The following is a 12,876-nucleotide window of genomic DNA, read 5'->3' as shown; positions in this document are numbered from 1 at the left end:
GGTTGTTGCCCCACCTGTTCGGCTGTGCCATGGTGTCAGCGTGGATCAAGGGGGAGCACCACCCGTCTTCTCCGCCAGTGCGGAGATCGACGGTGACCACCTCCAGGTGGTGGTGGCCGGTGAGGTCGACATGGCAACGGCCGACACCATGCTCCAGGCCGCGCTGCGCGAGCCCGCCGAGCGGATCACCCTCGACCTGAGCGCCGTCACCTTCTTCGACTCGGCCGCCATCCACGCCCTGGTCCGGCTCGCCCAGCAGTTCTCGGGCGCGCTCACCGTCCTGCCGTCGCGGCAGGTCCGCCGGGTGCTGGAGATCTCCGGTCTGGGCGAGCAGAACTGGCTCCGGCCCACCTGAGACGACGACCGGCCGCCGCCGGGCGCACGCTCAGCTCCGCAGCTCCCGGCGCAGGGTCACCTCGGTGCCCTCGTCGGTACGCCGCACCGACAGCTCACCCAGCGCCCTGATCAGTGCCAGGCCACGCCCCCGGAACCCGGAGCCGGTCGACTCACGCCACTGCCCGCTGTCGCGCACGGTGGCCGTCACCGTCCGATCCTCGATGGCCACCTCCACGCTGATCACCGCCTCGGCGGGGTGCACCGGATGCTCGATGGCGTTGGCCGCGGCTTCGGAGACCGCCACGGTCAGGTCGAACACGTCCGTCTCGTCGACCGCGTGCGCGACGAGGAAGTCCTCCAGGCGCTTGCGCAGCACGCTGAGCCGGGTCGGGTCCGCCGGCAGCCGTAGCGCGAAACGGTTCAGCTCGGCCGCTTCGAGGGCGAGGACCGCCACGTCGTCGCGGCGCGGACGCCCGTCGACCCGCTCGACGACCGCGTCGATCAGGTCCGCCACGTGCTCGCTGGGGGTCGCCGCGTCGACGCAGAGCTGGGCCAGCGCGGCATCGATGCCGAGCTGACGGTCCTCGATCAAGCCGTCGGTGTAGAGCACCAGTCGGTCGCCGGGCGTCAACTCGCCCTCGACCGCCTCGTACGTCGCCCCGGGGATCGCGCCGACCGGTGGGCCGAGCGCACGGTCGTGCAGGAACGTCACCTCACCCGCTCTGATCAGCAGCGGGGACGGGTGGCCGGCGCTCGCGTACCGCAGCCGGCCGGTGCGCGGGTTGAACAGCAGACAGACCACCGTCGCGAAGGAGCGGGCCTCGGTGGAGCCGACCAGCCGGTTGAGCCGGGTCAACGACTCACCCGGGTCGTAACCCTCCAGCAGGTACGCCCGCAGCGCGTTGCGCAGTTGCCCCATCGCCGCGGCGGCCTGGACGCCCTTGCCGACCACGTCGCCGATGACCAGCACCAGATCGTCGTCCTCGACGTTTATGGCGTCGTACCAGTCACCGCCGACCTCGACGTCGGCGCTGCCGGGCAGGTACCGACTGGCCACCACCGCTCCGGGTAGCTGCGGCAGCGACCGGGGCAGCAGGCTGTGCTGCAGGGTGGTCGCGATGCGGTGTTCGGCTTCGTAGAGTTGCGCGTTCTCCAGGCGGACCCCGACCAGCCGGGCCAGTTGGGTCAACGCGGCCTCGTCGACCTGCGCGCCGTCGCCGGCCGGACGCCAGACCCGCAGTTCGCCGAGCGGCTCGCCGGCGGTGCCGGTCAGCTCGGCCACGAAGGACGGGTCGGCGGCGGTGGCGCCCCCGGTGTCCGCCTCGGACCGGGCGCCGCTGGTGGTGACCACCACCCGCGCGGCCTCGACGAGGCTCAGCGCGTGCCGGGCGGCGACCTGGAGCACGTCGGCGGTGGACCGGGCGGTGTTCACGGCCACCGCCGCGTCGGCCAGCGCCCGGAGCCGGCGGATGATCTGGCCGCGGAGCTGCCCCAACTCGACGTTGGCCCGGACCCGTGCGATCAGCTCCTGGCCGGAGAACGGCTTGGTGAGGTAGTCGTCGGCGCCGGCGGAGAGGCCGGCGACGGCCTCGGCGGAGCCGGCGCGGGCGGAGAGCAGCACAATCGGCACATGCCGGGTACGCGGGTCCGCCCGCAACGCGCTCACCAGCCCGAATCCGTCCAAACGAGGCATCATCACGTCGCTGAGGACCAGGTCGAAGCCGCCCTCGCGGGCCAGTGGCAGGGCGACCAAGCCATCGCTCGCGGTGACCACCTCCCAGGTCGGGGAGAGCAGTCTGGTGACGTGCTCGCGCAGGTCCACGTTGTCGTCGACGACCAGGATCCGGCCGGCCGGAGCGCCGTCCGTCGGCCGGCCGTCGAGGCCGGGTACCGGCGCGACGCCGGTCCACAGCGCGGTTTCCGCCACGTAGAGCCGGGCCTGCTCGGGCTCACCCGGGGGCAGCGGGTCGAAGGCCGCGACCCGGTCCGCGGGCAGGTGCGCCGAACCGAACGGAACGGTCACCGTGAAGGTGCTGCCCTCGTCGACCTGACTGGTCAGACCGACCGTGCCGCCGTGCATCTCGACCAACTCCCGGACCAGCGCCAGGCCGATCCCGGTGCCCTCGTGGGTGCGGGCGCGCACCCCCGGCACCCGGTGGAACCGCTCGAAGACGTACGGCAGCTCGTCCGGCAGGATGCCGATGCCGGTGTCGGTCACCTCCAGGCAGGCCACGCCATCCACGGCCCGGACCCGCACCCGGATCTCGCCGTCGAAGGTGAACTTGACCGCGTTCGACACCAGGTTGAGGACGATCTTCTCCCACATATCCCGGTCGACGACGACCGGCGCCGGCAGCGGTGGGCAGTCCACCACCAGCCGCAACCCGGCCCGTTCGGTGGCCGAGCGGAAGGTGCTGGCCAGCCGGGCCGTGTAGCTGGCGAGGTCGGTGGGCTGGTAGCGGGCGGCGAGCCGACCGGACTCCAGTCGGGAGAAGTCCAGCACGGTGTTCACCAGCTTGAGCAGGCGCAGCGCGTTGCGGTGCATCATGGTCAGCCGGTCGGTGTCGGCCGCGGACAGGGCCGGGTCGGCCAGCATGTCCTCCAGCGGGCCGAGCACCAGGGTCAGCGGGGTGCGGAACTCGTGGCTGACGTTGGCGAAGAAGTTGGTCTTCGCCAGATCGAGCGCCGCCAGCTCGGCGGCACGGGCCCGCTCCTGTCCGTACGCCCGCAGGGTGCCGACCGCCCGGGAGATCTGGGCCGCGACCAACTCCAGGAAGTTGCGGTAGTCGTCGCTGAGCGGAAGCTGGCGGGCCACGCCGACGACCAGCGCGCCGACCGTCTGGTTCGTCGCCGTGAGAGGCAGCACGAGGGCCTGGTCGGCGGCGTCGACCGGCGGCGGATCGAGCAGATCGGCCACGTCGACGGTCGCGGGCGCGGTGTCGGCGGTGACCCGGGCCAGCAGCTCGGCGGTGTCGCCGAGCGTGGCCGGGGCGGTGCCGGTGGACCCGGCCAGGGCGAGCTGACCGCTCTCGTCGGCCAGGTAGATCAGGGCGAAGGGCACGTCCGCCCGGTGCCGGCCGAGCACCCCGGCGGCGCTCCGACCGAGTTCGGCCGCGCTGCCCGTGTCGGTCACCTCGGCACCCAGTTCGGCAAGTGCCCGTAGCCGGCGCTCGCCGAGGACCCGTCCGGTGGTCTCGTTGACGACGCAGTAGACGCCGGTGACCGAGCCGTCCTCACCACGGATCGGGTCGTACGAGACGTTGAAGTAGGTCTGCTCGACGAAGCCGTGCCGGTCCAGCAGGAACGGGTGGTCGTCACCCCGGTAGGAGCGCCCGGTGCTCCGCACGCCTTCGAGCAGCGGGCCGAGCACCGCCCAGGTCTCCGCCCAGTGCTGGCGGGCCGGTTGGCAGAGCACGTCCGGATGTTTGCTGCCGATGGTCGGTCGGTAGGCGTCGTTGTAGAAGGCGAGTTGCTCGTCGCCCCAGAACATGACGATCTGCGCGCTGGAGGCGAGCATCATGCCCACCGCGTTGGAGAGCGCCAACGGCCAGCGGCCGGGCTCGCCGAGCGGTCCGGTGGACCAGTCGAAGCGGCTCAGCCGCTCCCCCATCTCGCCACCGGCCGCGAACGCCGCCGCCAGCATCGGAGGAGCCTTCGGGCCGGGCGCGACGGACTGCCCGATGTCCGCACCCCCCTGGGCCGAGCTCATACAGCCTCCCGCTCCGGCCGGCACCCCGCGACCGTTGATCTTCACCCGCCGTGCTTCGACTTGTACCCCAGCGGACCAGCAACGTAACGCAAGACGACGGTTGGACGCTGTTGACGTCCGCCCGAGCTGTCGGGCACCGGACCGTACGCCGGGCGCGCCGGCGTCGAAAGGCCGCCGTCAGCGGCCCCGGCGAGTCAGAAGACCGGCAGCCCGTCGATGCTCGCCGCGTTCCTGGTGGCCCGGTAGACCGCCAGGTCGTCGGCGGTACGACGGGAGTGTGAGGTGATTAACAGGTCGCGCTCGGCGCGGAAGTCCATCAATGGCACCGCGTAGCCGCAGGAGTCGCTGACCCGTTCCACCTCGACGGTGATCACGGCCCGGACGCCGTGCACGTCCGGCGGCTCGGGAAATTCGGCGAGCCGGTCGGCGAAGCCGTCCTCGCTCACCGAGACGCTGCGGCCCCGTCCCTGCAACCGGACGATCTTCGGCGGCCCGTCGAAGGCGCAGAACATCAGCGTGATTCGGCCGTTGTCCCGCAGGTGGGCGATGGTCTCCGCCCCGCTGCCGTGATAGTCGAGATAGGCCACCCGGTGCGGGCCGAGGATCACGAACGTGCCCCGCATGCCCTTCGGGGAGACGTTGACATGCCCCTCGGCGCCGGACGGCGCGGTGGCCACGAAGAAGACCGGCTGGTCCGCGATGAAGTCACGTAGTCGACCGTCGATCTCCGGATAGACCTTGCCCATGCGGCGATCCTCCCATCGCCGCGACCACCCGTCGGGGCGACCTAGCTCACACCGCTGCCCATCCGCTCGGCGGCGGCCCGGACCAACGCCGTGATCGGCCGCGGCTCCTCCTCGTTCTCCGGATGCCACTGCACGCCGAGCAGGAACGGCAGCGCCGGGTCCTCGACGGCCTCGATCACGCCGTCCTCCGCCCACCCGGTGACCGCGAGTCGACCGGGATCGGCGACCGACTGGTGGTGGTACGAGTTGACCCGGTCCACCCCGGCCAGCACCCTCGCGGCCAGACTCCCCGGCGCGAACCGTGCCGGGTGGGTCCCGTAGACGCCGGGCGCCGGACGGTGCCCGTCGTGACCGACCACGTCGGGCACGTGCTGGTGCAGGGTGCCGCCGTAGGCGACGGCAAGCACCTGCATCCCCCGGCACACGCCCAGCACCGGCAGTTCGGCGGCGAGCGCGGCGGCCAACAACACCAGCTCACCGGCGTCCCGGTCCGGCCGATCCTCGGTCCGCGGGTGGTGCCGCTGGCCGTAGCGCCCCGGACCCACGTCCGCGCCACCGGCCAGCAGCAGCCCGTCGAGGACGGCCACCACGTCCGCGTCCACGTCGTCCGGCGGCAGGACCACCGCACGGCCACCCGCGGCCGTCACCGCCCGCGCGTACGCCTCCGGCACCAGCACGGCCCGCACGCCCCGCCAGACCGCCCAGTCGGCGGGCTCGACGTACGCGCTGATCCCGATCAACGGCCTTCGCCGCCCCGACTCCGTTCGCGACTGCGGGGCTCGCAGGACCGGCTCACTCCTCGCGCTCACAGGGGGGTGACGTACGCGCCCGTGATGCCGCCGTCGACCACGAACTGCGCGGCGGTCATGAACGAGGCGTCGTCGCTGGCCAGGAACGCCACCGCCGCGGCGATCTCCTCGGGTTGCCCGAAGCGCCCCATCGGTACGTGCACGAGCCGGCGGGCGGCCCGCTCCGGGTCGGCGGCGAACAGCTCCAGCAGCAACGGGGTGGCCACCGGCCCGGGACAGAGCGCGTTGACCCGGATGCCCTCGCGGGCGAACTGCACACCCAGCTCCCGGGTCATCGCCAGCACTCCGCCCTTGCTCGCGGTGTACGCGATCTGCGACGTCGCCGCGCCCATCAGCGCCACGAACGACGCCGTGTTGATGATCGAACCCTTGCCCTGGCGGCGCATGTGCGGGATCGCGTACTTGCAGCAGAGGTAGACGCTTGTGGTGTTGACCCGCAGCACCCGCTCCCACGCGTCGAGCCCGGTGTCCAGGATGGAGTCGTCGTCCGGGGGTGAGATGCCGGCGTTGTTGAACGCGATGTCCACCCGGCCGTGCCGGTCGGCCACCCCGTCGAACAGGTCGCGTACCGCCGACTCGTCGGCCACGTCGGTGGCCACGAACTCGCCGCCGCACTCCTCGGCGGCCCTCGTGCCGGCCGCCGCGTCGATGTCCACGCAGACCACCCGGGCACCCTCGGCGGCGAACCGCCGCACGGTGGCCAACCCGATGCCGCTGCCCGCTCCGGTGACCACGGCCACCCGGTCCTGCAACCGACCCTGCACAGGCGTCACTCCTCTGTCGCGATGAACACGTTCTTGACGTCGGTGAAGGAGTGCAGCGCGTCCGGGCCCAGCTCACGGCCGAGCCCGGAACGCTTCATCCCGCCGAACGGAGTCCAGTAGCGCACCGAGGAGTGCGAGTTGACGCTGAGGTTGCCCGCCTCGACGGCACGGGCCATCCGCAGCGCGCGTCCGACGTCCCGGGTCCAGATCGAGCCGGAGAGGCCGTACTCGGTGTCGTTGGCGAGCCGGACCGCGTCGGCCTCGTCGTCGAACGGCAGCACCGAGACCACCGGGCCGAAGATCTCCTCCCGCCAGTGCCGGTCGGCCGGGGAGTCGGCCAGCAGCACCGTGGGCGCGTGCCAGAAGCCGGGGCCGTCGGGGCAGGAGCCGGTGAAGGCGACCCGCGCGTCGGGCAGGTAGCCGGCGACCCGGTCCCGTTGGGCCGCCGAGATCAGCGGCCCCATCTCGGCGGTGTCCCGGGACGGGTCCTCCACCCGGAAGGCGCGTACCGCCGGTTCGAGCAGTTCTAGGAACCTGTCGTACACCGGGCGCTGGACCAGGATCCGCGACCGTGCGCAGCAGTCCTGGCCGGCGTTGTCGAAGACCGCGCCCGGCGCGGTCGCGGCGGCGCGTGCCAGGTCGGCGTCGGCGAACACGATGTTCGCGCTCTTGCCGCCCAGTTCCAGGGTGAGTCGTTTCACCTGGGCCGCGCAGCCGGCCATGATCCGGGTGCCGACCTCGGTGGAGCCGGTGAAGCAGATCTTGCGGACCGCCGGGTGGCTGACGAACCGCTCCCCGACCACCGAGCCCGCACCCGGGACGACGATGAACACGTCGTCGGGCAGGCCCGCCTCGCGGGCCAGCTCGGCCAGGCGCAGCGCGGTGAGCGGGGTCAACTCGGCGGGCTTGAGCACCACGGTGTTGCCGGCGGCGAGGGCCGGGACGAAACCCCAGGCGGCGATGGGCATCGGGAAGTTCCACGGCACGATCACGCCGACCACGCCGAGTGGCTCGTGGAAGGTGACGTCCAACCCGCCCGGCACCGGGATCTGTCGACCGGTCAGCCGCTCGGGCGCCCCGGCGTAGTAGTCCAGGACGTCGCGGACGTTGCCGGCCTCCCACCGGGCGTTGCCGATGGTGTGACCGGAGTTGCGCACCTCTAGCTGGGCAAGCTCGTCGAGATGCGCGTCGACGACGGCGGCGAACCGCCGCAGCAACCGCGCCCGGTCCCCCGGCGCGACGGACCGCCACGTCTCGAACGCCGAAGCGGCCCGCGAGATCGCGGCGTCGACGTCGGCCACCGAAGCCCCGGCAACCTCCCGAAGTTCGGCCCCTGAAGCCGGATCCACCAGAACCGTCACGCGCCCTACCCCTTGCCATCCCAGTTGATCATGGAGTTGTGGTGCCCCACAAAAGCCGCCGCAGATGACTTCCCGCCCACCACAACTGCATGATCGACCCGGTCGGGGGTGGGGGGTCAGAGACGTTCGAAGCCACGCTTCAACTCCCAGTCCGTCACCGCGGCGTCGAAGGCCGCCAGCTCGACTCGCGCCTGGTTGGCGTAGTGGGCCACCACCTCGTCGCCGAACGCCTCCCGGGCCACCGTCGACGCCTCCCAGAGGGTCAGGGCGTCGCGCAACGTGCCGGGGACGCGCTCGGCCTCCGGGTCGTCGTACGCGTTGCCGGTGCACTCCGCGGCCAGCTCCAACTCCCCGTCGATGCCGTGCAGCGCGCCGGCGACCAGCCCGGCGATCGCCAGGTACGGGTTGACGTCGGCGCCGGGCACCCGGTTCTCCACCCGCATGCCCTGCCCGTGCCCGACCACCCGCAGCGCGCAGGTGCGGTTGTCCACACCCCAGCGCAGCGCCGTCGGGGCGAACGATCCGGGTTGGTAGCGCTTGTAGGAGTTGATGTTGGGGGCGAAGAACAGGCTGAACTCCCGCATGGTGGCGAGCAGCCCGGCGAGCACCCGCTGCCCGGTCGGCGACAGGTGCGCCGGCCCGTCGCCGAGCATCGCCGAGTCACCGCTGCTGTCCCGCAGGGAGAAGTGGATGTGGCAGGAGTTGCCCTCCCGCTCGTTCGGCTTGGCCATGAAGGTGATCGCCATCCCCTCCTGGGCGGCGATCTCCTTGGCGCCGTTCTTGTAGATCACGTGGTGGTCGGCGCAGGCCACCGCCTCGTCGTAGCGGAAGGCGATCTCGTGCTGGCCGAGGTTGCACTCGCCCTTGGCGCTCTCCGGGGTGAGCCCGGCGGCGGCCATCTCGGTGCGGATCCGGCGCAGCAGCGGCTCCACCCGGGCGGTGCCGAGCAGCGAGTAGTCGACGTTGTACTGGTTGGCCGGGGTCAGGTCGCGGTAGCCGCGCTGCCAGGCGTCCTCGTACGAGTCGCGGAACAGCACGAATTCCAGCTCGGTGCCCGCGTACGCGGTCAGCCCGCGCTCGGCCAGCCGGTCCAGTTGCCGGCGCAGGATCTGTCGGGGCGAGGCGACCACGTCACCGGAGCCGTCGAGCCAGGTCAGGTCGGCCAACAGCAACGCGGAGCCCGGCTGCCAGGGCGTCCGGCGCAACGTGGCGAAGTCCGGCACCATGGCGAAGTCGCCGTAGCCGCGTTCCCAGCTCGACATCGCGTACCCGTCGACGGTGTTCATGTCGACGTCCACGGCGAGCAGGTAGTTGCAGCCCTCGCTGCCGTTGGCCACCACCTGGTCGAGGAAGAACGGCGCGTGGAACCGCTTGCCCTGTAGGCGGCCCTGCATGTCGACGAGGGCCAGCACCACGGTGTCGATCTCGCCGGCCTCGACGGCGACCCGCAACTCTTCCAGCGTCAACGGCGTTCTGCTCATGAGCGGGCCTCCATCACCAAGGTCTACTGGCAAACCGGATCACCGTCAATGCCCACGGCATGGTCGGCGGCAAACCACGCGGGAGTTGTCATGCGTCTTCGAGCGGTCCTGGCGGTCGTCACTCTCGCCATCGGGCTCGGCACGGCGGTGAGCGCCGAGGCGGGCGTTCGTCCACGGGACGGGTCGGTCACCGCCGCGGGTGCCGGCGGGTTCGACCTCAGCCAACCGGAGGTCGTCGCGACCGGACTCGAAGCGCCCTGGGGGCTCGACTTCCTGCCCGACGGCAGCGCCCTGGTGACGCAGCGCGACCAGGGCACCGTGTTGCGGATACGACCGGGCCAGCCGCCCGTGCAGGTCGCCCAGATCCCCGGCGTGGTCGCCGGGGGCGAGGGGGGCCTGCTCGGCCTGGCGGTCTCCCCCCGGTACCGCCTGGACCGGTGGGTCTATGTCTGCTTCACCACCGCCACGGACATCCGGATCACGCGGTTCCGGTTCAGCGCGCCGCAGACCCAGCAGGTGATCCTCAGCGGTCCCGCGCGGGCGTCCGTCCACAACGGTGGCCGGATCGCCTTCGGCCCGGACGGGCTGCTCTACGCCGGCATCGGTGACGCGGGCGTCCCCGCCAACGCGCAGAACCTGGCCAGCCGCAACGGCAAGATCCTGCGGATCCGGCCGAACGGGGGCATTCCGGCGGGCAACCCCTTCCCCGGTTCTCCGGTGTTCAGCTACGGCCACCGCAACGTGCAGGGTCTGGCCTGGGACGCGCGGGGCCGATTGTTCGCCACCGAGTTCGGTCAGAACGCCTGGGACGAGGTGAACCGGATCGTCGCGGGCGGCAACTACGGCTGGCCGGTCGTGGAGGGCCCGAGCAGCGATCCCCGGTTCCGTGCCCCGGTGGTCGTCTGGCCCCCGGCGCAGGCGTCGCCGAGTGGCGCCGCCTTCGCGGGCGGCACCCTGTTCGTCGCCGCGCTGCGGGGAGCCCGGCTGTGGGCCGTCCCGATCGGCCCCGCCGGGACGGTCGGCACACCGTCCGCCGAACTGGTGGGCGCCTACGGCCGGCTCCGTACCGTCGAGGTGGCCCCGGACGGCTCCCTCTGGGTGGCCACCAGCAACCGCGACGGCAATGGCACCCCGGGGCCGCAGGACGACCGCATTCTCCGGTTCACGACCGGCGAGCGGCAGCCACCGCCCGCCGGTCGTGTCGGAGTCCGTCTCGCGGACACCGCGCAGCCCTGACCCCCCGACAGGACACGGTCATTCGGAGCCGTCGACCGCCGCCGGCTCGGACGTGGGCGCCGGCTCCTCGACGGTACGGACCGGGCCGGCGAACCACTTCCGGGCCGAGGCGTACCACCAGATGGCGACCACCAGCAGCACCCCGCCGACGGCGAGTGGCGCGTAGTTCACCGCCGACCAGGTGAACCCGTCGTTGCCGGGCACCCCGGTGGGCACGATCGGCAGCACGAAGTAGACGGCGATGATCGCGATCTCGATCACCGCGATCCAGCCGAGCAGCTTGTACCTGCGGCCCAGCGTCCACGGGCCGGGCACGAACCGGTCGCCCATCCGCAGCCGCAGCGCGATCGGGATGAGGAAGGACAGGTACAGCCCGAGCACCGCCACGGAGACCACCGCGTAGAAGGCGATCGGGATACCGGCCGAGCTCTCGTAGAGCGCCGGCAGGGTCAGCACCAGGCCGGCCAGGGTGGCGCCGATGATCGCGTTGACCGGGGTGCCGTTGCGGTCGACAGTCGACCAGAGCCGCCATCCCGGCACCGCCCGGTCCCGGCTGAACGCGTACGCCATCCGGCTCATCGACGTCACGCAGCTCATGCCGCAGAAGAACTGCCCGATGGTCGAGATGATGATGACGATCTTGAAGAAGACCGGGGTCAGCGCCGACTCGAAGATGGCGCCGGAGAACCCGCCCGCCGCGTTGACCGCCTCGACGTCGGTGGCCGCGAAGAGGAACGCCAGCAGCAGGATCCACCCACCGACCGCCGAATAGAAGATCGACTGCCAGAGACCGCGGGCCGCGGCCTGCGACGCGCCCCGGGTCTCCTCGGAGACGTGCGCGCAGGCGTCGAAGCCGGTGATCGTGTACTGGGTCAGCAGGAAACCCAGCGGCAGCACGTAGAACCAGAACGTCAGCCCACCGACGTCCCCGTCACCGAAGCCGGAGTTGTTGAAGCGCTCGGTGAACACGAACTGGAAGCTCTGGTGGTTGTCCGGGACGAAGACCAGGATGGCCACCACGACGGCCGCGCCGGCCACGTGCCACCAGACCGAGACGTTCTGGAGTACGTCGATGATCCGGTGCCCGAAGATGTTGATCAGCCCGTGCAGCACCAGGATGATCACGTAGAGGATGAACGCCTGCCGCAGCGTCCCGGCCCAGCCGTCGAAGAGCGCCGACAGGGTGAGGTTGAGGAACGTCGCGCAGCCGTAGTCCACCGAGGCGGTGACCGCCACCAGACCGATGAGGTTCAGCCAGCCGGTGAACCAGCCGTGCACCGGGCGCCCCATGGTGGCCGCCCACCAGTAGATCCCGCCCGCGGTCGGGTACGCCGACACCAGCTCCGCCATGCAGAAGCCGATGATCAGGATGAACAGCGAGATCAGCGGCCAACCCCAGGAGATGGCGACCGGCCCACCGTTGTTCCACGCCTGACCGAAGGTGGTGAAGCAGCCGGCCAGGATCGAGATGATCGAGAACGAGATGGCAAAGTTGGAGAAGCCACTCCACTTGCGGCGCAGCTCCTGTTTGTAGCCGAGTTCGGCGAGCCGTCGGGCGTCGTCGTCCATCGGTTGCTCGGCGGTCGGCACGGGCGTCGTGGCCACTGCACACCTCCCTGAGGTGGTTCCGCGTGCGAGTGCGCAAAGTGTCGTCCCGGCTGATCAAGGCGGTCAATACGTCCGGGGTGGCAATCTCACCGGTGGAGGGCTAATTGCGTTGCCGTCCGGCCGCTCCGACCCGCATCCTTGACCCTGTGACCAGGCCCGATCTCCGGGCCACCCCCCGGGCACTCGGACCGCCCGGACCGCGGCGCGGGGCACACCTCTCTCTCACGTACGGCTCATCGCCGTACCCGACAAGTGCCCCGCGCCCACTCCAACGCCGCCGCACCGCGGGCGCGTCACGCCGGAATGGTCAGGTCAGGAGGAGGCCGGTCACCCAGAGCGCCGCGACGGTCAGACCGGCCAGGAACTCCACGAGCATCGACAGGCCGACCGCCTTGATGGCCTGCACGGTGGACGGCCAGGCGAGCCGGTTGCTGCCCAGCCGCAGCCGCTCCGCCGCCCACACCCCGGCGACGAAGCCGAGCACCAGCCCGACGACCGGCACCACGAAGAACCCGATGACGCCGAGCACCCCGCCGGCGAGCAGCGTGGACATCGGCACGCCGGTGTTCTTCAGGTTCCGGCCCGGCCACGCGTACTTGATCACGGTGCCGCCCGCCGCGACGACCGTGGCGGCGGCGAACACCGCCCACCCGCCCATCCCGGCGCCGCCGAAGATCGCCCAGACCAGTACGCCACCCCAGCACAGCGGCAACGCCGGCAGACCGGGCACCACCACGCCGGCCAGCCCGGCCAGGATGGCCAACCCGGCCACCACGGTCACCGCCGTCTGTGAATCTGTCAGGTCCACGCTGTCACCTTCCATCGC

Annotated in this window: 10 protein-coding genes; 2 read left to right on the top strand and 8 right to left on the bottom strand. The window is 71.6% G+C overall.

What is annotated here, in order from left to right; all coding sequences use genetic code 11:
- Positions 1-40: 40 nt before the first annotated feature.
- Positions 41-355, top strand: a complete 315-nt coding sequence (locus AB0O48_RS17570) for an STAS domain-containing protein (RefSeq protein WP_357247266.1) — start codon at positions 41-43, stop codon at positions 353-355.
- Between the two features lie 30 nt (positions 356-385).
- On the opposite strand, the gene AB0O48_RS17565 is transcribed toward AB0O48_RS17570, so the two are convergent.
- From AB0O48_RS17565 to AB0O48_RS17540, 6 genes are all read right to left on the bottom strand, one after another.
- The gene (locus tag AB0O48_RS17565; RefSeq protein ID WP_365066741.1) at positions 386-4,045 is read right to left on the bottom strand and encodes a SpoIIE family protein phosphatase; all 3,660 of its coding nucleotides are present in this window, start codon (positions 4,043-4,045) and stop codon (positions 386-388) included.
- Between the two features lie 194 nt (positions 4,046-4,239).
- Positions 4,240-4,791: a pyridoxamine 5'-phosphate oxidase family protein gene (locus AB0O48_RS17560; RefSeq protein ID WP_357247260.1), complete on the bottom strand. Its 552-nt coding sequence runs from the start codon at positions 4,789-4,791 to the stop codon at positions 4,240-4,242.
- Positions 4,792-4,832: 41 nt separating this feature from the next.
- Complete coding sequence (locus AB0O48_RS17555) at positions 4,833-5,531, bottom strand: gamma-glutamyl-gamma-aminobutyrate hydrolase family protein (RefSeq protein ID WP_357570232.1); 699 nt, start codon at positions 5,529-5,531, stop codon at positions 4,833-4,835.
- 65 nt (positions 5,532-5,596) lie between these two features.
- Complete coding sequence (locus AB0O48_RS17550) at positions 5,597-6,364, bottom strand: 3-oxoacyl-ACP reductase (RefSeq protein ID WP_210784710.1); 768 nt, start codon at positions 6,362-6,364, stop codon at positions 5,597-5,599.
- 5 nt (positions 6,365-6,369) lie between these two features.
- Positions 6,370-7,725, bottom strand: coding sequence for an aldehyde dehydrogenase family protein (locus AB0O48_RS17545; protein ID WP_365066737.1), 1,356 nt, complete (start codon positions 7,723-7,725; stop codon positions 6,370-6,372).
- Positions 7,726-7,841: 116 nt separating this feature from the next.
- On the bottom strand, positions 7,842-9,206 hold the full coding sequence (locus tag AB0O48_RS17540; protein ID WP_365066734.1) for a glutamine synthetase family protein: 1,365 nt from the start codon (positions 9,204-9,206) through the stop codon (positions 7,842-7,844).
- Positions 9,207-9,296: 90 nt separating this feature from the next.
- Here AB0O48_RS17540 and AB0O48_RS17535 point away from each other — a divergent pair, with 90 nt between their 5' ends.
- Complete coding sequence (locus tag AB0O48_RS17535) at positions 9,297-10,442, top strand: PQQ-dependent sugar dehydrogenase (protein ID WP_365066731.1); 1,146 nt, start codon at positions 9,297-9,299, stop codon at positions 10,440-10,442.
- Between the two features lie 18 nt (positions 10,443-10,460).
- Here AB0O48_RS17535 and AB0O48_RS17530 read toward each other — a convergent pair whose 3' ends face one another.
- Complete coding sequence (locus AB0O48_RS17530; protein ID WP_365066728.1) at positions 10,461-12,047, bottom strand: amino acid permease; 1,587 nt, start codon at positions 12,045-12,047, stop codon at positions 10,461-10,463.
- Between the two features lie 310 nt (positions 12,048-12,357).
- Positions 12,358-12,858, bottom strand: coding sequence for a DUF456 domain-containing protein (locus tag AB0O48_RS17525; protein ID WP_357247241.1), 501 nt, complete (start codon positions 12,856-12,858; stop codon positions 12,358-12,360).
- Positions 12,859-12,876: the final 18 nt, after the last annotated feature.

Source organism: Micromonospora sp. NPDC085948, from assembly GCF_040686315.1.
Taxonomy (GTDB): Bacteria; Actinomycetota; Actinomycetes; order Mycobacteriales; family Micromonosporaceae; genus Micromonospora.
The sequence above is the reverse complement of the archived record's forward strand: the minus strand, read 5'-3'. Positions and strand labels throughout refer to the sequence as shown.